This is a genomic window from Apilactobacillus quenuiae, from assembly GCF_002994005.1.
GTDB lineage: Bacteria > Bacillota > Bacilli > Lactobacillales > Lactobacillaceae > Apilactobacillus > Apilactobacillus quenuiae.
This window is the reverse complement of sequence record NZ_POSN01000005.1, coordinates 54,102-78,106: the sequence shown is the minus strand read 5'-3', so window position 1 is coordinate 78,106 and position 24,005 is coordinate 54,102. Positions and strand designations below refer to the sequence as shown.

Genomic DNA, 24,005 nt, shown 5'->3' with positions numbered 1-24,005 from the left:
AATACTATGATATACAACAAATTAAGAGTCCACAAAAGTAACGATAAAAAGATATTAAGAAAAGTCAAAAAGCAATGGGTAACTGTATCAATTTCAGTCTTTGCTTTGGGTAGTGCAATGGCAGTCTCTATGTATGAAGCATCGGATTTATTGGGGCATACGATTAATGCCCATGCTGCTAGTAATAACAATTCAAAGCAAAATTGGAATGAAACAAATAATGATACGGATAATACTTATAATATTGCAAAAAAATTAGGCAATAATAGTCAAGCAAATCTGGATAATAACACTGTTAACAGTAATGCTAACACCATTAATAATGCTACTAGTAGCAATGCCATTACTAGTTCGGCTGTTGTTGCAAGTTCTAATGCTGACAATGATGCCAAAACACAGAGTAGTGGATATGACAAAGTTCAATCTGCTAATTCAATTAGCTCAAATGCAAATCAAACTGTAAAAAGCGCTAATAATCATCTTAACAGTTTAAGTGATGCATACCATAATGCTAGCTATGCTAACTATATTAACAATTCCATAAGTGCTTACGGTAGTGGATATAACGCTAATATTGGTAATGACTATAGCAACATTTCGAATGCTTATAGTTCGGCTACTTCATATCAATCAAAGATTTATAGCAATAATAATTCATTAAGTAATGCTAAAGATGCAGTTGAAAATAATTATAAATCAATGAGTGATCCGAATGCTGGAACTACTCCATATGACTTTGATCATACGATTAAATACTCTTATGATAATAACCAGTTAAAATCAGCACAGAACAATCTTGTTTCAGTTTCTTCTTATGCACAAAATATTAGTGATTCATCTAATAGTATTAATAACATTGCCGATAACACTGCTACAAATAATTCATTAAATGAGATTAATAGTTATTTGGAAGACCCTAATGTCCTTAAATTTATGGGTGCAGATGACGCATGGAAAAAAATTCAATCTTCATTGGCAGCAGCCAATTCTAACAACGCTAGTACTATTGGTCAAGCAGCATCAACAGGCAGTACAGGTAGTATTCAATCAACCAGCTATTCAAATTTTAGTCCAGATAAATCAAATATAAATTATCAAGATGCCTTTAATGGAGTTTTTGAAGCTTATAAGGACTATTCAAATGCAATTAATGGGGTTGCTCAAACTGATCCTAATGGTGCAATGATTCATGACGAAAGTTCAGAACCTGCTTTTTCTGGTAAAAATTTGTCAAATGGTTCATTGGGATTACTTGCTACATCTTCTTCGAATAATGTTTACGGATATAACTATTTCCTAACTAATCAAGGAATTAAAGATGCCGAATCTGGGAAATGGAATGTTGTGACTAATGATGGAAACGATAATTCATACACACCAAATATGAATGGAAATGCATATGATCAGGCTTATTTAGGTGTGCAAGATGCTATGAAATCACAATTTTCAGGACCAGAGTTTTCACAAAAATATGTAAAATTAAATGCAAATAATTATAAGCAAAATAATTCTAGTCATATTCAATATTATAATATTGGTTATAATGATGTTGTTAACCAGTCCATTAATGGCAAGGCTTTTGTTAATAGTGAAAGTGAATTTGAAACAGCGTTAGGATTCACCCAAGGCTATAATATTGGCCAAACTAATTGGAATAATAATGTAAAAAAGGTAGTTTTTACCCAAGATATTAACTTCAATACACCCAATAATCATAATACAAATCAAAATGTTGATGTGTTGAATAATGTTAATGGGTCAATCACCATTGATGGTCAAAATCATATTGCAGATTTTCAATATACTTCTTATGGCTTTAACGGCACTGGTACTACAGTTAATGTTCAAAACTTTCATACTATTTATAATGCTAACTATGGGCCGTTTCAAATGAATGGTTCATATGGTGATAATCCAGGGTCCATTCATTTTAAAAATTTAAATTATTTAGGTGCGCAATTTATCTACTTTACTGCACAAAATAAAGTCAACGTAGTAATTGATTCAGGAACAGTTAATATTAGTACTAATAATGGATATATCAGTCCATGGAACACAATGAATTATGCAGAACAAGAGAGTGTTCAGGTTCAAAACGGTCAAACTGTTAATTTTATAGTAACTAGAGATGCCACTTATAATAATTTTACTCAAAACGTTGCTAGTATTTTTAATTTTGCATATTCACAATCTAATACTAGTAGTGCATCTGGTGGTATTTGGTTACAATCTGGATCTAATATGAATTTAAAACCAATTTCTGATCAAAACTATCATAATCCACAAAGTACAGTATTTATGGTTAATGGAACCGATTTAAGAGTTGATTCAGATGCCAAACTAAATATTACCCCGCTTAGCAGCAATAATGGACAAACCAGATTTAGTGCTTTGCAGCTACAAGGTGGAAATTTGCATGTTAATGGGGGAACCATTGACATTAATGCACAGTATGGAATGACTAATAATATTGTTTCTGTTTATGCTAATGGCTCTATTAACGTAACATCTCCTGACCAGCAACATATTGGATACTTTTTAGTTAATACTAGTGGAACATTGGCAAACAATAAATCCGTTATTTTAATTGATAATCAACCACAAAGTGGCATTACAATTAACAATAATGCTTGGGTAAAGGTTACCTCTAATGGAATTGGTTCGTTTAATAATGGTGCTACCTTAGTATATTGTCCTAATTTAAATGTTAATAATAAGGGAAACTTACTTATTCAAACCAAAGGTGGAAATGGTGGCGCTACTTTACTATCAGCTAATTCAAATACCACAATTGCAAACATGATTGATCCAGGAGAAGTAATACTAGATAGTAATGGTAATGGAACTTTGTTAGGTGATAATGTTTCATTAAAAGCTTATTCAGTTTCTTATATTTATAACAATGGTAGCGGTAATCAATCTAGTTATTCTAGATACGGAGTTGTTATTCATAACAACAACATTACTTGGCAAGATGATAAAGGCAATAGCTATAATGACAATGACATAAGTGGTGCAAGATATATTGCTATCAATGCAGCACCATCTGCTAATTTTGACGGTAATATTTCACTAGAGCGTTCTTCAACTTCTCCTAGTGCATATAAGATTTCAGGTAAATTGGTTTTGGCTAATACAGGTACGTTAAGTCAAAAGTATGACAATATCAATATGCATTATAAAATTGATGATAATACAGAAGTTGTTGTTCCAATCCATGTAGACAATCCACATGATAATCAAGTTATTTCATTTAACTACGATTTACCATCTCTACCTAATAATCGTATTATAGTGGATGCATATTATTCCACTTCAATTCAAGAGCAACAAATGATAATCGAACCGGGTACTTATTATTATTATGTGCTTCATTCATTTAAGAATCCACTTTTATCAGCACCTTCATCTACACCATCGAGTAATGATTCAATTATCAAGCAAGATGTGTTCCATAATAATGATGTTAACGATTATGATAATGGCTATGCTGATGCACAAAACAGTATTAATCCACAAAGTCCAGATGATAATGTTTATATGGCTGGATACAGTAGTGGCAAAGCCATTAACGATGGAATTAAATACTCTGAAAATCAAAATAATAATCGAAATATTGATTTGAATTATTCAGATAAATCCAATCAACAATTATATATAGACGCTCAGCATGCCTATTGGTCAGGATATAATGGTGATAATGCAATTGTATCGCCAAAAGAAGCATATCAAGCAGGAGTATTAAATAGTCCTAATATAGCAATTAATGGTTATAACTTATATAAAAACAGTCCTAAGCTAGATTTTTCATCAGTTAATAACAATGCTAATAATTATGCACATCAATACTCTTCTAATATTCAATCTGCAATTGTTAGTGCTTATGTAAATGCTTACTATAATGCTATGAATGCTTCACAACAAGGTGAACTTTCATATATAAATAATCCTAATGATAATGTTAATCCATATTCAAATGTAAATTTTGAATATGATGCTTGGCATAATGCTCACAATGAAGCCAGTTCTGCGGTAAATGATTATTATCAAAATAGATCTACTAATAGTTTTAGCAATGCTGCTCAGTCATCAGCATATTCTACGGCATATTCAACTATTTCAAGTGCGGTTGCAAATAATGTTGAACACTACAATAGTGCACCTACTAATCCTTATACGGATTTAGGTAGCAATAATATTCAATATCAAGCTTGGAATCAAGCCAACAATGCATTATCTTCAGCTGCCATTTTAGGAATTGGTAAAGCAAATAGTTCTACCATTACTTTAAATTCTAGTGATTTGACTAGTGCTGCTCAAAATACAGTAAGTAGTTATTTAGATGGGACTAGATCAGCCGCTGCAAGCGTATATGAGAATGCTTATAATTCCACAAAATCATTATCTAGTTTGGCATCTAATAATTTTAATGATGGAATATCTCAGATTAATGGTGAAAATGATATAAAACATGATTTTTCAATTCAAAATAGTTTTAAGTCATCTGCAATATCAATTTATAATAATGTTTATTCAGCAGCTCAAAGTGCCAATGATGATTTTAATGCTGGAAATAAAGTAAATAAAGATGCTAATGGTGAAGTAGTAGCACCAGCAAATGCTAATTATAATGCAATTCAAGCACAATTATATGAAGATGTATATAATGAAGTGAACGATGCAGCTAAGAATGGATTCAATGCCTACAATCAAAGAAATACTGAAAATGATAATAGCTATGCAAATAGAGGTATACTAAGTATTCAATATCAACAATGGAAACAAGGTTATGAAGTAGCTTCGCAAGCAGCAATAGACGCAGTAACTGCCTTTGATAAAAACAATGGATCTGCAGCCTTAAAGTTAGCAGGCAATGGGATTGATCAGATTGCTAATACTGCTTACAACGAAACACTTAAAGCCATCACTTTGGCAACAGATGATGTTTATAATCAAAATTATGATATTAAAAGAACTAATTTAGATGGATATACGCAAGTGCAAAAGTATGAATATGGGCAAGCTTTTGATCATGCCCATCCTATTGCTGAGCACGCTCTTACTGAAGGAAATCAGGCTTATATTGCAGTGATGGGTATGAATGCCAATCCTTTCATTAATTATCAAAAAGGAAACGCTTATAAGGGGTGGCTTACTGGATATAGCACAGCTAAATCCGCAAATAACGAAGGAATTAGTGATTTTAATGATCATTTAAGTAATCGAGTAGATCAATTTGTAAACAAAATTGATTATCATGAGACAACCTTAAGAAATATTACTAGTTCTGCTTATAATAATGCATACAATGTTACTAGTACGGGTGCTAGTGATGCTTATGGCTTAATAAACAGCAAAAGTGATACCTATTTAGGCATTGATAAAAATAATTATGATGCTGAATATAATGCTATTAGTGAAGGTATCGATGCATTTAACACTGACGGTAATAGTAGCTTGAGTGATAGTAATGCAAGCGCCGCTTATCAAAAAGCATACACTGAAGCATATACCAACGTTTCTGGTGCCGATAGTGAAGCAATCAGAAGATATGTCGATGATCAAAATAGTGGGATTGCTTCATATGCTAATTCAGCTGAGCAAAGTGCTTTTGATACTACTAGCAGTATATTAAAAAATGCTGAACATAAAGCCATTAAAGACTTTAATCAAAATAGTTACAATGATAACTTGACAGAGACTAATGCTAGATTGAATAGTTTAGCTAAAACTACCTATAGTAATGCGTATGATGCACATAAATTAGGGGCTTTTGATGGAAATATTCTTAGTAAACAGTATTCATATCCTTCTACCTACAATCAAGCACAGATAAGAATTTATCGCATGGCTTTTGATGATGCAAGGGCAAGTGAAACTCAAGTGATTGATAAAGCAGTCTCTGCATATAATAATGAAAAAAGCATTAGTGATAATAACTATAATGAGAATATTCAGCCTAAAAATTGGCAAGATTGGAATAATGCTTATAATGCTGTTTCTAGTGCAACTTCGCAAGCCATCTATGATGTTAATTATGCACGTGGAAATCAGGAAAGATTTATTTCATATGCTAATTTCAATCTAAAAACAATTGCGGATAATGCATATAGTATGGCATATGCCGCAACTAGTGATGGGATAAGTACGGCTTATAATAATGGTATAAATGTCGACAATAAATACTTACCTGTTTATCAAAATGTATATAATTTTGCCAATTCAGGTGCTAGTGCTGGTATCAAATCTATTTATGATAGTTTAATGAAACCATCTGATAATGATATTTCTAGTAGTCAACAAGATGTAAATGCCTATAATGGTGCTTATGGTAATGCTCGGAATATAGCTAACACGGCTTTGAATGCTTTTAAAGACAACTATGAATTACATCAAAATGAAGTAAATTACGATAATGATCAATATAAAGTTTATGATAACGTATATCACAATTTCATTAATATCAATGCTGATGGGATGAATGCCTATTTAAAAGATATTCATTCTGTTAATCCATATATAAATAATATAAATGGTAATCAATATATTGTATGGCAACAAGCATATGATGCTGCTAAACAAGCGTTAAATGACTATGATGATCAGATTGCTAGTTATTCTTCTGATGGTAAATTACAAACACCTAAGACTTATAATAATGCACAAGCTGGTGCATATGTTCAAACCTATAATAAGGTAATTGAAGCAGCATCTGATAGTGAGCATAATTATCTAAAAAATCCTGAGAATCTTAATAATCCATATGAAAATGATCAATCAGGTGTACAATATCAAATTTGGCAACAATTGCATGATGCAACATTTAAAGGTTTTGATGATAGGATCAAAAATATCCATCAAGATGCAGTTAATGGCTATGGTTATAATGCTGCACAAATTGCTGCATATAATAGAAATTATGCCACAGCATCTAATGTGATTGATACGGCAATTAATACTTTTAATAATCAGACGGCGAGTTATTTAAACGGTAAATTACAGGCCCCTAGTGATTACAATGATGCACAAGTTAATCTTTACAGACAAACTTATGATGAAATATCTCAAGCTTCATTAAATGGATTGAATAATTATATTTATGATTTTAAAAATCAAGTAAATCCATATACAAATCTAATTCAAAAACAAAGTTGGCAACAAACCTATGATGCAGCTAGACAAGCTTTAAATGATTATAATGATCAAAGTGATAATTATTTAAATGGTAATTTACGAGCACCAAGTAACTATAATAAAGTTCAAGTCGATGCATATGTGAAAATTTATAATCAATTATCTAAAGTATCTAATGATAGTGTTAATAAATATATGAACAATTCAGGTAATCAAGTAAATCCATATGCAAGTAATCCTAATGGAATTCAATATCAAATTTGGCAGAATGCTTATGGAGCTGTTATTAAAGGAATTAATGATTATAACAATGGTGAAATAAAGTATGATGCAAATGGAAGGCCAAGTGTTCCCAATGGATATAATGCTTTACAAGCTAAAATTTACACAAATATTAATGCTAATATTGATGCTGCTAATAATGAGGGAGTCAAAGCCTATACTATAAATCCTAATGATAATACCAATCCGTTTAGTAATGATCCAAATGGAGTAGACTATCAGATTTTCCAAAATGCTTATATGGCAGCAATGGCTGGAGCAAATGCATATAATAATGGTGTAGTAAATAAAGCAGGTAAATTGGCGATTCCACGTGATTATAATAGTGTACAAGCCGGTGCATATGTTGCAGTATATGATAATACTAGTAAAGCAGCCATTAGTGGAGCAGCCGCATTTGATGCCGATGATAGTAATAATCCATATGTTGAAAAAGATAATGGTGCTCAATATGCAGCATGGAATAATGCTTATCAAGCTGCTGAAAAGGCAGCTTCACAAGCAATTTATGATTATGAGTATGGCAATGAATCTAATGAATCAATGGCAGTTTCTGCAGCTACCAATGGTCGAGTTGGGATAAATAATTTTGCAAAATCAGCATATATAATGGCAACACAAGCTGCTAGTTTAGCTATATCAACGGCAGTTGATGACTTTATAAGTAATATTGATATGAATCACGGCCAATTAAAGCTTACTAATAATCCTGATTTATCTAGAAAATATCAATCATTAGCTAAGAATGCTTATTTAGATGCATATTCAAATATTATAGCTGGATACAATCAATCGATTAAAGATGGTTTGTTAAAACAGAATGTCTCTAAACAAAATGTCGATTCCAGTAATATTAGGACAACAGTAAATAATAATCAATCTTATAAGTATGGTTATGATATTGCTCAATACGGAATGCTCGGAGCATATGATGCATATAAGCATAAACAAAATAAACCATCTGCAGATTTTCCAGTTAATAATACTACTGGCATTGCACTAAAAACCTATCAAAGAAATGCATATAAATTAGGTTATTATGGTGGTTACAAAGGTTATCAAGATGGACTTAATGGGATTGAAAATCAAGTTCACACTAAATACCCAATCTCCAATAATCTAATTTATGTTAATGGATATGATGCTGGTTATATTAATGGCCAACAAGATATTTCAGTAAATGAAACGCCAACACCGCTTGATATTAAGATTAATTATCAAGCTGGGATGTCTTTAAATCAGACTATTTTTAAGGATAAAGATAGTAATTTTATAAATGCTTATCAAGCATCATATGATAGTGCTCAAAAAGGTTTTTATGATACAGTTTATCATGCTTTTGATAATAAAAATAATGATGAAGAATATCATTTAGGACATCGAGCTGGAAAGAATTATTTAGATGGTGTAAATGATGTTGAACATCATAGAGCTAAAAGAAGTCATGATTATAACTATGATTATGGTTATAATGCTTATCAAGCAGGCCATAAACTGGGGTTTGATGATATTTCAAAATATCAAATAAATGATTTATTACTAGGTAAATCTAAAGCTTATAAATATGCATATATGAAAGGTTATAGAATCGGTAAACAGCAATATGATGGCATCATAGCTGGTAAATTAGCTGGTGAAGGAGGTTTTGCTAATAGTTTACATGGCAAAAGTTCCGCTTATGCCAAGGAATATCGAGCTGCATATAAAAAAGAACGGTTAAACTTTCCTATGTATGTATATTCAACTAGTAGAATGTTTAAATACCGTAGTTATAATTTTAACCATAAAAATTTGCTTAAGTATTATAAAGCGGGACCTAGAAATAAGGCTAAAACTTTTAAAATAACTGGTATCATTAGAAAACCCAATGGCAATACCATATGTCGTTTGAGTGATCGGACTTTCATTGTTACTAGAAAGATTAATGAAGTTTACTATCGTGATAATTCAATTAACACAGTTAAGGTAATTCGTGATACTGGAATCAGGATGCATAGTAATAAGAATTTTAGTGATGCAAACGTAGTTAGAAATATCCAGTATGGCGAAAAAATAAGTATTGAGAAAGTGGTTAAGCTAGGTCATATAACTAGATTCAAATTAGAAAATGGTAATTATATTACTAGTAACAAGACATGTGTAAAAGTAATTAATTAGTCTAAATAAAAGTGGAATGTTAGTTTAACTAACATTCCACTTTTTGCATATAATTTTACATTTGTAATAATAAGAACTACACTATAATTGTATTAACAATTAGCAATAAAGAGGTAATAGAATTATGGAAATGACAGAACGTCAATTAATTCAAGAAATTTTAAATACAGTTGATGTAGTTTATGATTTTGAAAATGCTGATGAGGACAACAAAGAATACACTTTGCTAATCACACGTCAAAAAGAAGATACACGTGAATTGAGTACAATCAATAATGAAATGAAAAAATACTTTAAAGAAGCTGACTTCAGTTATGATGAAGATATGGAACCTAAGAATTCCGGCGCTGAAATTAAAGTGGATATCGCAAGACATAGTACAGTTAACACTACTGATGCTGACTAAATTATGAAAAGAAGCCGTTTATCAAAAACTAATTTGATACACAGCTTCTTTTTTAGTATTAATATAACTAATTATTACTTGAACAAATGCTTTGCAAATATTTCTTTGTTTCATTTTGTTGCATTTTAATGGTTTTAACTTGTTGCGTTAAAGTTCTTAACTTGACGCTTTGACTGGCATTTATTGCTATAGATATTAGCAATAAGATGCTCATGATAAAGATCAATATTATTTTAATCAATTTAAGCTGCTCCTTCGTATTTATTACGTTTATTAAAAAACATATTCTTATTTAGAATAATAATTAACCACAGTGCTTTCCATATATATTTAATGAAATTAAGACTATAAATTCTTCTAAAAAATTAGTAGTTATGTGTTTAATTAAATACCTATTAAAGCTATATATTAATGATTAATTTATTTTTTTAATAAAGTTTAGCTTAGCACTATCAATTAATGAATTTGGACTACTACCTAATTCATTGACTGGTAATTTCATATCTAATTTATGGTAATATCTTTTCCAATATGCAATTTGTTTTTCATTACCAAACTGTAACTTAGCTAAATGAAAAATATGATAATCCTTAAACACTTCCGTGATTAATTCTGAACAATATAAGCCACTACTGGTTTGCAAAAATGAATGATTATAAGGCAGTCCAATCATTTGATTGGCATTATTTTTGATTAGCTGAAAATCAATTTGATTATCAATAACACGAAAATTATCAATGGAGGCAGCTTGTGTTTGAATAAATTTATTTAAGGACTGTTTAATACATCCATATTTTGATGTTGCATGAATAACATTTCCATCTATGTATATTCCTACATGTACGTAATTATATTTTTGACTAGTACTGTTAGCAATCATTTTTTCAAATTGATTTTGTCTAGATCTAACAAATAATAAATCACCATTTTTCAATATAAGAACTCCCTACAAAAAAAGTCACACAAATATTATGTGTGACTTTAAATTTATTTTTTAAGATATCCAGCTTTATTTAATAATTTTTCTGAGCGTTTATCAGCTGGACTATATCCATTTTTTAATAAATGGACAATATACATTCGATTATAAATTAATCCCCATATGATACTTCCTATAATGTAGGCAAAAGTAAAAGTTGAACTAGGATCAATGCCTAACACTAAACGTAAGAACATATTAACTGCCATCCATAAAATCGCATCAACACCTAAGATACATAAAAAATTGTACATATCTGATCTTAAAATTGATGGCAACCAATGAAATAACAAAGCAGAAATTGAAAAACCTATTTTTCCAATTCTTACATTTTGGGAGTTACCTTTTTTTAAAACGATAATATTAGAAGGTAGGGGAATCATTCCGTTTCCAAATGGATTTTGCATGTTATACCTACTTCCTTTTGATAATAATAAAACTACATTAACATTAATTTACTTTTTAGTAAATTTAACGACTGCTTCACAACGAGGAGTTTGTGGCATCATATCAATAGGTTGAATGAAGTCAATTTTGTATTTTCTGGTTAATGGTACCAAATCGGCTGCTAATGTTGAAGGGTTACATGATACATAAACAAATTTATCAGGTGCACTTTTTAGAATGGCCTTGATTAATTTATCATCTAAACCAGTACGAGGTGGATCAACAATGATTGCATCCGGTTTAAACCCTTCAGCCAACCATTCTGGTAGCAAGTCTTCAGCTTTACCAACTTCATAGTGCGCATTGCGAATTTTATTAATAATCGCATTATGATTAGCATCATCAACTGCTTCAGCAATGGTGTCCATCCCACGCACTTCTTCGGCATGCTTAGCTAGTGGTAAACCAATGGTCCCTACACCAGAATAAGCATCTACAATTTTTTCATTACCAGTTAGTTCTAGTGCTGAGATTGCAACTTCATATAATCTGGGCATCATAATTGAATTTAATTGTAAGAAAGCTCGAGCTGACAATTCAAATTTAAGCCCCTTAATTCTTTCCACAATGTAATCTTTACCAGCTAGATTAATAGTTTTATCTCCCCAAATTAGTGAAGTGTCACCAGGGTTGATATTTTGCATAACTGAAGTTACTTGAGGAAGTTCTTCAGCAATTTTCTTTAACATAAATCCTTTTTTTACAAACTTAGGAGTGTTAGTAACAAAGGTTACTTGTACATCTTCAGTATTTAAAGCAGCTCTAACAACTACAGTTTTAATAATTCCCGAATGATTAGATTCATTAAAAGGAGGAATCCCTAATTCTTGGATAAATGATACAACTTTACGCATAACAGTCATAGTTTCAGGATATTGCACGGCACAAGTTTCTAAGTCAACGACTTCATGGGTGCCAGCTTTAAATAGTCCAGCTACAACTTTTCCATCTTTTTCACGGATTGGGAATTGTGCTTTATTTCGGTATTCGTAAGGATCTTCCATCCCCATCGTTGCATGGATTTTATATCCCTTATAACCAATAGGCTGGAACTTTTCTAATGCTTGGCGAATTAAATCACGTTTGAAACGTAGCTGGGCCGGGTATGATAGGTTTTCTAACTCAAAACCACCAACTTCACCAGCATAACTATCACGTGGTTGCACACGATCTGGTGATTCTTTATTCCACTTAACGGCTTTAGCCTTGATATAGTTAGGATATACTTCGGTTACTTCAGCCACGACTTTTTCACCAGGAAAAGCATCGGTGACGAAAACTAGTTTATGTTCATAAAAACCAATTCCTTCACCGTTAATGCCCATCCTTTTAATGGTCATTTTAAATTGCTGACCAATTTCAACACTAACATCGTCAAACTTATGACGATTATTTTTTTTATTATATTTCATAAAAAGTCCTTTTCTAAATCCATTTATTAATAGTCTACTAGATTATATCATTCTAAAAAATTAAAATAAAAAATTCTTTTAATTTTAGTTTTTAGTTCGTAACGCTTTTATTAATTGATAAAATATTTTATCATTAATTGTTAATGCAATTTTATGAGTATTATAGGATTGCGCTAATGAAATTATTATACAACTATAATTTTTTAATATAGTGATTCTGCTTTTGAAGGAGTTGTTAAGCTATGTATAATAAGAACGAGTTTAATAAAATAAATGATAAAAAAGTTTTACATAAGGTCAAAAAACAATGGATTACAATTTCAGTATCCATGTTTGCAGCTTTAGGAGCAGCGGGGATTACGATTTATAATTCACCTAATGCTGAAGCTGATACTGTAAATACTAATCAAGAAACGATAACTAATAATGATAATTTAAAACATGATGGTAATCAAGTAATAAGTAATACCACTAATAACAATAATAATGGTAAAAGTTTGCCATCAACTTCCAATGATTCTAATAATCATGAGGATGAACAACCAGCTAAAATAGCTGATGATCATAATGTACAAAATGTATCCAATAATAATGGACATGTTAATAGTGAACCGAAAGCATCTAATGTAACCAGTGGGCATGACTCAGCAGCCAGTGATAGTGGTTCGCAAGGATCAGCTAGTACGCAAGGTAGTCATAGTTCTGCAGCAAATAGTGGATCATCACAAGCTCCAGCCAACGGTTCACCGGAATCTAAGGCAGCAGTTAGTGCTTCAAGTGTCCATAATTCTGCAGCAAATAATGAAGAACAACATGGTTCATTAAGGATACCAAGTTCAGGTACTCCTACAACAGAGCAAGCACCTAATTTTCATATATCTGATGGGATGCTAAAAGATTTGGATGAAAAATCTTTAGCATCAGTTTTTTCTCAACAATTGACGGCCAGCACCTCGAATGCATTAGATGATGAAGAAAAACAAGCCGCCATTAACGGGGCCGTTGCGGCATGGAATGCAATTCATTTGGATGCTAAGCAACCGGTTAATCAAGATGTTAATGCTTATAATCGCTACTATCAAAGTGGTTATCAAGGGGTTCAAGATGCCTGGAAAACTTATAATAGTCTAAATGGCTCTTTAGGAACACAATCAGTCAAAAGCTACAATGGTAATAACGCTAGCAATCCCAATGATCCTAAAAGTGTTGACCCTAATTTAAATAGTCAAAAACATAGTATTACTGACCCTACGCAAAATGTTCAAGCTGTTAATGATCCATTGGCTAAAACTCAAAATGCCAATGTTGTCAGTCCAAGCAGTGATAAAGTTTTTGTTAATTCAGGTGTGCAAGCACCAATAGATATGGATTCCTATAATTGGGGAGTTAATTACTTCCTAAAAGAACAGGGAACATATGATGCAGAAACTGGTAGATGGAGTGCTGATCCTAATAGTGTCGATGTTTATAGGCCATCTGAAAATTCGGATAATGCTTATGATCAATCATATTTAGGGGCTAAAGATGCAATTAGCCAACAGTTTAAGGCAGATGACACTTTTAATTATAATGTTAATAGTCCATCAACATTTGCACCTAAAATGAGTATAACTGCGTCTTCTGACGATTATCAATTAGGATTCAATGATGTCATAACAAAGGTTAAAAATGGGACTGCATTTGTAACTAATGCAATTCAAATTAATAACTCAATTGATACCCAGAATCAAAAAAATAGTACGCAATCGCAATCATTACCAGCTCAAGGTGTAACAATTCAATCTAATAATAGTATCAAAGATATTAGATTTATGAATGATATTGATTTTCAACCCACAAATTATGCTGCAACAACAAATAATAATACTTATGTATATATACAACCAACAGGTAGTAGCTATAACTTAACCTTTGATGGACAAAATCACGTTACTGACTTTCAGGGATTAACTTATTCTTTAGATCCAGCTGGAAGTCCTGATCATAATAGTAACAATTTAACAGTTAAAAATTTTGCGACTGCTTATGGTGCTAATTATTGGGGAATGGCAAAGGTCGAAAATCAATATGCTACTTTACATGTAAGCAATTTAACGTATGTAGGTGGTCAGTTTACTTCTTCTGCAAATGGATGGGTAGATATTTCAGGCAATGTTAACTTATTTTCATTGGGAGTCTATCGTAGTCCATTTAATGACTATAATGTAACCAATGAAAGTAGCTATTGGAGCAATAGTGGGATTAACAATGGTTCTACTCAAGAAAATATTGAAGCGGCGAATTTAAATATTCAATCTGGAGCTAATTTTTATGGCAGCACTACTGGTGGAACTTCACTTGCAATTGGACATGACACTAATATTAGTGGTATGGGTGGAAATAATTTAGTAGTTGGACAAGATGCTAATGTGGAACTACTTCCTTTTTATAATGCAGTAAAACCTAATACAGGAGCTTATGGTGATACTACTGATGGAATATTCCTAAATGGTAATAATAGTGGAAACTTTATTGTTAAAAAGAATGCCAATGTAATTATTAATGCTAAAGGGAACTCTTATGTGGCTAAGCCACTATATATTACTAACGCTCAAACCATTATTGATGGTGGAAACGTTACTATTAATATGAATGGAGCAGTAAATTCCGGGAATGCTAACTATCTTGGTGGAGGTCAAACCTCACCATGGATTCCTAATAGTTATACAGCTGGATTAATTACGAATGGTGGAAATTTAATCGTTAATGCTGATGATTTAAATGGAGTTACTAACTCAGTCAATGGTGGAACTTATTCATCCAGCAGCTATAACGGAGACATTATTTATAATTACTATTCTCTTTTTGTAAATAAAGGTGGTAATTTTAAAGTTACTACTGATGGCAGTGGAAATAATCCCACATTATTATATAGTGGAAATGGCCTTTATTTAGATAGTCCTGGGAATGTTAATCTACAAGTTGGTAATAATGGAATTATCAATCAAGAACCTATTTATGCCTATAATACGGCATATGCGATTAATTCAAATGGAGTTTCACCGCAGCATTATGAAATCTATGTACCCAAGTCAAACAGCGGTAATATATCATATGCTGCTAATGGTGGAATGACAACTTCTAATGACAACATTACAAACGCCCAATCTTTAACTTTTCAGCAAGCAAACCCTACAGGGTACTTTAATGGCCCAATTGAAGTTCAACAAAATGCTGATAAATCGAATGTGTTAACTGGTACCTTCAAAGTAAATAATTTGTCGTCGACCAATAATGGCAATATTAATTTGCAAATTAATATTGATGGTAAAAGAATTGATCCGTCCATTCTTAAGAATGGAAAGTTTATTTTATTGGATCAAAATGGGAACGTCATTTCAAATCTAAATGATACTGGTTCTAATATCTCAGTACCTAATCAAGTAGTTAGTGTTGGGAGCTCAAATAGTGCTAATCCAACATTTTCATATGGAAATGTTCCATATGATGATTCAATATTGATACCACAAAATGCGCAAAATGGTGATCAAATAGTTTTCTATTATGAATTACCTAAAGGTACGCCTAATTCTACAGTTCAAGTTAATGCTAACTATTTTAATAACATTGAAACACAAACTTTAACGAAAAATAATGATGGTTCAGCTAATGTTAGCGATGCTTTGAATAATCCATTATATGGGAATGATCCAATTGATAACACCACATTACAAAACTTTGTTAAGAGTCCGTATGAACCATCAGATATAGATGCAGAAAATGATGCGATTGCTGATGCAATTGATAATGTTTCTAATAATAAGACCAATGTTAATGACTACCATAATGGTAAAAATTGGTATAAATATGAACCATACACAAGTAATGGAAATCCCCATAATTTATATAAAACTTATTATACAGATGCTTATAATGGTTATATTAAAGGATTAAATGACTATCAAGCGAATAATGATAGTTATAATCAAGCTCAGTTAACATATAATCTAGCCAATACTTTTGCCATGCAACAAGGTTATAATGCTGTCTATAATGATGTAAGCAATGGTTTTACTGATCGGGTAGTTAACAACAATACTAATAACGGCCATGCCAATAATGCTATGTATACTTTAGGATTTGATTATGGTAGTGGTGCACTTGATGTCATGCAAAATAATCATCAGAATTCCAATGCTGATGCTAATTATGGTATTGGCTATCAAAATTTAATTAATGGAATTAATCACAATAATGATCATAGTAGTTTAGCTTACCAATTTAATCCTGCATATCAATATGGAACACAAATGATGCAAGGCTACCAAGATACGAATAATCAAGCACCTGCCAGAAATGAACAAACGTTTGATTTAGACGCATACCAAAATGGTCAAGCCTTTTATGATGGATTAAAGGATGTTATTAGCAACGCAAATAATCTTAGTGAATATAATTTTATTAATAATCAAAATATTTATTATAATTTAGCACAAAGCTTATTTGGCAATGGGTTAAACAATACTACTCAATTTGTAACTAATGATTTAAGTCAGACGGCATTAAATACCGGCATTGCTGCTAGAACTGGAATAAATGATGCTATTAGCAATAATAGTAATAGCTTAGAAAACTATTCAGGATTGCAACAACAAGCCTATCAAAATGCGCAATCAGCATTTAATGATGGATCAAGTGGTATTAATAATAGTAATAATGCCGGATTAAATCCATATGCTAATCAAGTTGGTTTAGCTGCTTATACAGGAACCGTTGACGCATTAAGTGGTAATAATAATAAATCTAAATATCAAGACCAATTACAACAAAATGCATATAATAATGCACAATTAGCATTTAGTGCAATTTCATCTGGAAATGTAAATAACAATGGTTCCGGTAATTTAAACACATATGCTAGTCAAGTAGGACAAGCTGCACAAGATGGGCTAAACAGTATGATTAATGGAACCAGTGATAATAATAATTATTATACTGATTCTAATAAACAAAAAGCCTATGAAAATGCTCGTTTGGCTTATTATACAGGACAAAATACTCGTGATAATACTAGCGCTACAGCCAATTTAAATATTTTTGCTAATAGTATTGGAATTATAGCTTATGATAGTTTGAATGATGCCCTTGCTGGTAATCAGAACACAAAGGCTAATGCTAAGAACTCATTTGCACAAGCCGCATATGACTATGTTCAAAGTGCATATAATGCTGGATTAGCTAATAAGCCAATTACTGATGCCGATGCAATGAGAAATAATATTGCATGGGCAGTCGGACAAGCCGCATTAAAAGCAATTAATGATGAGATTAATGGTAGCCCCGATGGATCTAGTGGATACTCTAATAATTCACAGTCACAACAAGCTTATATTAATGCTTGGCAAGCATATGAAGAGGGTAAAAAGAATCAAACTTATACTACATTAGCCAAACAAAATATAGAAGCTAATGCTATTGGGAATGCTGCCTATTTTGGGTTATCAGATGCGATTAATAATAATCCTAAAAATGATAATAATTACAGTGATTCATATAAAAATTTAGAACAACAAGCATATGATAATGCTTGGCAGGCATATGTAGATGGACAACAAGGCAGAAATAATAATACTAATAGTGCAGCTAATCAATTAGGATTTCTTTCAAGGCAAGGTTTAAATGATGCAATTAATGGTTATGATAATAGCAATAATTATAATGACTTATCACAACTGGCATATTCAAATTCACAAAAGTATTACAAAGCTGGACAAAATGATTTAGATCAGAATAATACTGCAGAAATTAATAAGAGTCATGAATTATATGACTTTGCTTATATAGCTGGACAAGTATCCTATAAAAGATTAAATGCCATCATATATGGAGAATCATCTAATTATAAAGATTATGTTCGTCCTAATAATTCTAGTGATAATAATAATGATTTAAATGATAAAGCATATGATAATGCTCAGATATTATATGCGGATGGTCAGAATAATAATTCTGGATTTGATAAAAATCAATTACCATTTGCTTCAGGGCTTGCATATAATGCTGGGGTTCAAGATTCAATATCAAATAATATAAACAAAAATAAATATAAAAATACTGAGCAGCAAGCATATGAAAACGCACTGAACGATTATCAAAACTTGCAAAAAAATATTCAAAATGGTCAAGATAATGAAGCCTATAGATCTAATCGAGCTGCTTTTGATGGAATGATGGATGCTGTTAATGGTAATTCAGTTTATTATAATTTAGATAAAGACAATTACTTTTCAGGAAAATCATACTCAGATAATCTTAATAATATATATCAAGGTTCAAAGACCTCCTATTATATTGGTACAAGAGGAGAAAATGGCAATATATCTAATTTTAATAAGGAATCCAATGATTTAGGTCAAGTTGCATATCAAGGAATTCAAGATGTAATTGTTAATTCTTATGGGCATTATCCAAATGATACCTCCAATCCTAATTATGTTGTGGAAACGCGGGCATATTTAAATGCTCAAACCGCTTATAAAACTGGATTATCAGGTCAAATTACTAGTTTGAATGATTATGCTAGTCGTGTTGGTAAAGTGGTTTATGATGCCATGATAAACGCAAATAATGGTAATCTATCCACAACTAATATTACTAATATTGACTTGACTTCTAATGATTCAACGGAAAATACTAATTTACAAAGTATTTATGTCGATGCTATTCATGCTTATATTGCTGGTCAAAATAATAATACTGGTAAAGATAGTTATAATAATGAATACCAAGATCTAGGAAATAAGAACTATGTTGCCAATCAAGCTGGTTTAGCTTCTTATCAAGGACTTCAAGATGCCCTTGCAGGTAACAATGATTTATCTAATAGTCAAAGTGAGCCTTTTACTAAAGACGCATACGAAAATGCTAGAAATGCTTATATTGCCGGTCAAAATAATAATCTTGGCCAAGATATTAATGGTAATAATTATCAAGATTTAGGCAATAAAAATACCACAGCCAATCAAGCTGGTTTAGTTTCTTATAATGTTTTACATCAATTAATTTATGGTGGTAGCTACGTTGCGCCGGGAGATAAATTAGCTCAAACTGCATCCCAAAATACAATGACTGCATATCAAGCTGGATTTGGGATTAATAACAGTAATAATAATTTTCAATTATATAATGCTGCTTATACTGCTGGTCAATCAGCACAACAAGCATTAACTGATGTAATTGCTGGGAATCCTGCTAATCCACAGGGAAACTCTGATCAGCAAAAGGCATATAATAATGCTCGTCAAGCTTATCAAGATGGAATTAAAGGTAGCAACAATAATGTAAATGTATATGCTAATAACATTGGGTTTGCGGTTAAAGCAGCTATAAATGATTCTTTGGCAGACAAAAAGTATAATAGTTACTCACAAAATGGACAGTTTAATAAGTATTATGAAGCTGCTTATAATTCGACAAAACAAGGTTTTAATGGTGATACAACCAGTTCAATTGCTACTGCTAACTCAATTGCTAATATTGCTGGTTTATATGCTAAACAAGCCTTATCAAATGCTTTAGCGGGAGTGCCCAATCAAGCTGATAATATTAATAATACTGATTCTACGACTGAAACAATAGCTAAACAAACTTACAATAATGCTTATAATTCATATACAGCTGGCTTTAATGGTGATACTAGTTCTGCTACTGCTGAACAAAATTCCTACGCTAATTCATTAGGTAAAATTGCTTATGATGGTCTAATGAGTATTATGAATGGTGATTTGAGCATTCCGGCTGATTATAAAAATGATAATATAAAACACCAGTTGTATCAGAACCTTTTGTTGGCATACCAAGCTGGTGTTAATGGTGATGATCAATCTGATAATGCGAAATTGAGTTCAATTGCCAATAATGCAGGAATTTATAATCGTAAAGCATTAGACGATAGTGTTAATGGACGTCCAGATGATACGGTTAATATATATGACTTTTTTGAACGTAATTCGTATAACAATACTAGAAAAGCATACCTAGCTGGTTTAATGGGACTTACTAGTGGTAGTGATGCAACGTTGAATGCAAATGCTAATCAAGCTGGTTTAGCTGCTTTTGCGGGTCTTAATAATATGATTTATGGGAATGCTGCAAAAGCTGGTTCATATTCTGATGGTTCATTTGCACAACAAGCATATAATCATGCGCAACAGTCTTATCAAGCTGGTGAAAATAATCTTTATAACAATTATGATTCCAATGCTAATATTGAAAACACGATTGCTTATGACGCTGGACAAGCTGCTCATGTGGGACTAAAGGATGCCATTAGTGGTAATCAAAATCATTTGAGTAATTATGTTAATAATCTTATCCAACGCACTGCTTATAATCATGCAATTATTGCTTATCAAGCAGGAACTAGTGGAGATTTTAATAGTAATCAAGCTAAGTTAGATATGATTGCTAACAATATTGGTAAAGCTGCCTATAATGGTTTAATTGCTGCAGAAAACAATTCCAAAAATAATCAACCTGATCATCAAGATATTTTAGCATATCAAGCATATAATCAAGCGCAAACAGCGTATGACAATGGTTTGAATCAACAAACTGATGATACTAATTCAGTTGCGAATAATGCAGGCAAAGCGGCCAATAATGCATTGAATGATGCCATTTATAACAACAATATTAATCAACCTTCAGATATTAACTCACCAGCAGGGATGATTTATAAGCAAATTCAACAAGCTTATAATTTGGGTATTAACGGTATTACAACTACTGATAATGTTAGTGCTAATAATGTTGGATTGGCAGCACATCAAGGATTATTTAATATTGTTAATGGCAAAAATGATAATGTTCCAGTAGATCAACATTTATCACAGTATCAAGCTTATCAATATGCACAACAATCATATGTAGCTGGTGAAAATAGTGATAATCCCAATGCCGGACAGCTTAATATATATGCATATCGTTCAGGCCAAGCTGCTCGTAATGGATTAATGGATTTAATTGATAATAATTCTGATGAAACTAGTCGTTATTCATCGGATAACTTTGATCAACAGGCTTATTCAAATGCACGTCAAGCATATTTGATAGGTGAGAATTCTGCTAATAATGATGGTCAAAGTGTAGCGACTGCTAAAGCTATGAATAATACCGCATATGATGCTGGATTGGCTGCTTATGATGGAGTTAAAGATGCTGTTGACAATAAGGATAATCACGAAGACGGCAAATATTCAGAATTAGACCGTCAAGCGTATGTTAATGCAAGCCAGTCATATAATTATGGATTAAATGGTAATCTTAACGTTAAAACAGGAAATGTTGAGTCTTATGCTGATCAAATTGGCTTAGCGGCAAGGCGTGGTATTTTGCATGCAATTAATGGTCAAAGTACGCCACCAACTAATGCATTACAGAAACACGCTTATCTTCAAGCCCAACAAGCCTACCAAGCCGGTCAAAATAACAATCATACCGCTCAAAATCAACAAATGGCAATGCTAAACAAAGTAGCTAATAATGCTGGATTGGCATCCTATGTTGGCCTACAAGATGCCATCAACAATAATTCAGATCATGAAGCTAATTATCGTAGTAACTTGGTTCAGTTCCAAGCATATATTAATGCGCAAAGAATGTACCAAGCTGGTCAAAGTGGCCACCAAGATAATAGCAATTCTGAATCTATTCAAGCTGGAACTGCTTCTAAAGCTGGCTTAAATGATGCCATTAATGGAGTTCCGGATAATCCAAATAAGTATCCAGATAATCTTAACCAGCAAAAGGCTTATGAAAATGCGCGTGCTGCATATCAAGCAGGTTTAACTGGTGATAGGCAAAGCAATAACGCTAAATTAGATAGTGCTGCTAATCAAGCAGGTTATGCCGTTTGGATTAACACCAAGAATAATCATAATTCTAATCAACCAGCTAAACCAAATCCAACTCCATCACCTAATCCAGCACCAACGCCTACATCTACACCAAGTGATAATAATCAAAGCATGCCAACACCACCATCTAAGCGTCCAATAAAGAATGATGATGGCTTTAAGGCTGGAATTAATGCATTTGCTAACGGAAGGCAACCATCATTGACAGGGAAATCAGCAGCATATATTAATAATTTCAATCGAGGATATGATGAAGCTGAACAAGGATTTAATGATAAACATAATGCTATTATTTCAAACAATGCTGCTTATAACGATGGGCATAAAAACTTCCATGATTATCAAAAGGGAATTTTTGATGCACAACATAATCGTCAAGGGCGCTTAAATGGTAATTATGCTTATCAAGTTGGTCAGCAAGCATATCAAGCAGGGATGAATGGAACGGTTGTTAATTACAATCGGATTGACAAAGCATATCGTTCATCATATAAATATGCTTATAATCTTGCTTACAAGAAACGTTTACATGATATTCCACACTACGTTTATAATTACAATACGATTTATAGTTATAAAGTATTGAAATTTAATAATAAGGATCGTCTTATTAGATACAAGAAAGTCGAACGTAATAAGAGCCATGTCTTTAGAGTAGTTGGCTTTAGATTTACTAAGACGGGTAAGCTATATTATCGCTTAGCTGGTGGCGGTTGGATTACTAGCAATCGTGGTTATATTGATGATGCTTATTACCACAAGAGTAGACCAGCTGCTAAAAATAAATTTAGAGTAATCAAACCAACTGGAACATATGTTTATAGTAGTCGTAAGTTTAGTAATCATACGATGATTAGACATTTGAAGAAGGGTGATACTTTCCATGTTAAATATATTGAAACTTATGGCAAAATGACTCGGATGTATTTAGGTAATGGTGAGTATGTATCAAGTAATAAGACAATTGTTGAAAGAATAAAATAGTTAGTTAATTGAATAATAAAAGATGTCCTATAATTTATAGGGCATCTTTTTTATGTAATATAATGTTTGAAAGTTATAATAATCAAGCAAACATGACTAATTCATATAAAATTTGAGACTAATATATAGAATATTTGAAGTTAATATTCTGCGTATTTCTATATAATAAAGAAGTACTCGATAACAAAACTTTGAATGTTTAGTATTGTTATTGTTTACAACCTTTCTTTTTAGTATTCTCGTTTGGGGTCTTGTTCTCCTGGAAAATAGGCACAATATCGTCGTTGTGCCTATTTTTTATGAATAAA

The 24,005-nt window shown here is 31.9% G+C and carries 6 protein-coding genes; 3 read left to right on the top strand and 3 right to left on the bottom strand.

Features of this window, described 5'->3' with window-relative positions; genetic code table 11:
• The first annotated feature begins 6 nt into the window (after positions 1 to 6).
• Entirely contained in the window at positions 7 to 9,573 is a 9,567-nt protein-coding gene (locus tag C7N44_RS07370; protein WP_105957274.1) for a DUF5776 domain-containing protein, read from the top strand.
• Positions 9,574 to 9,697: 124 nt separating this feature from the next.
• A complete protein-coding gene (locus tag C7N44_RS07365) occupies positions 9,698 to 9,979 on the top strand; it encodes a hypothetical protein (protein WP_191983105.1) in 282 nt (93 codons plus the stop codon).
• Between the two features lie 415 nt (positions 9,980 to 10,394).
• Here C7N44_RS07365 and C7N44_RS07360 read toward each other — a convergent pair whose 3' ends face one another.
• The 3 genes from C7N44_RS07360 to rlmD are packed head-to-tail and all read right to left on the bottom strand — an operon-like array spanning position 10,395 to position 12,817.
• Positions 10,395 to 10,913, bottom strand: coding sequence for a YiiX/YebB-like N1pC/P60 family cysteine hydrolase (locus C7N44_RS07360; RefSeq protein ID WP_157945069.1), 519 nt, complete (start codon positions 10,911 to 10,913; stop codon positions 10,395 to 10,397).
• Between the two features lie 53 nt (positions 10,914 to 10,966).
• Positions 10,967 to 11,365 carry a hypothetical protein gene (locus C7N44_RS07355; protein ID WP_105957272.1) on the bottom strand — a complete coding sequence of 133 codons (399 nt, stop codon included), beginning with the start codon at positions 11,363 to 11,365 and terminating at the stop codon, positions 10,967 to 10,969.
• Between the two features lie 48 nt (positions 11,366 to 11,413).
• A complete protein-coding gene (gene rlmD, locus C7N44_RS07350; protein ID WP_105957271.1) occupies positions 11,414 to 12,817 on the bottom strand; it encodes a 23S rRNA (uracil(1939)-C(5))-methyltransferase RlmD in 1,404 nt (467 codons plus the stop codon).
• Between the two features lie 242 nt (positions 12,818 to 13,059).
• Between rlmD and C7N44_RS07345 the strand changes: the two genes are divergently transcribed.
• Positions 13,060 to 23,697, top strand: a complete 10,638-nt coding sequence (locus C7N44_RS07345) for a DUF5776 domain-containing protein (protein WP_105957270.1) — start codon at positions 13,060 to 13,062, stop codon at positions 23,695 to 23,697.
• The last annotated feature ends 308 nt before the right edge of the window (positions 23,698 to 24,005 follow it).

Bases quoted from the DNA above. Each gene is read 5' to 3' on its own strand.
- C7N44_RS07370 (WP_105957274.1), top strand. From the start codon at position 7: ATGATATACAACAAATTAAGAGTCCACAAAAGTAACGATAAAAAGATA.
- C7N44_RS07365 (WP_191983105.1), top strand. From the start codon at position 9,698: ATGGAAATGACAGAACGTCAATTAATTCAAGAAATTTTAAATACAGTT.
- C7N44_RS07355 (WP_105957272.1), bottom strand. From the start codon at position 11,365: ATGCAAAATCCATTTGGAAACGGAATGATTCCCCTACCTTCTAATATT.
- rlmD (WP_105957271.1), bottom strand. From the start codon at position 12,817: ATGAAATATAATAAAAAAAATAATCGTCATAAGTTTGACGATGTTAGT.
- C7N44_RS07345 (WP_105957270.1), top strand. From the start codon at position 13,060: ATGTATAATAAGAACGAGTTTAATAAAATAAATGATAAAAAAGTTTTA.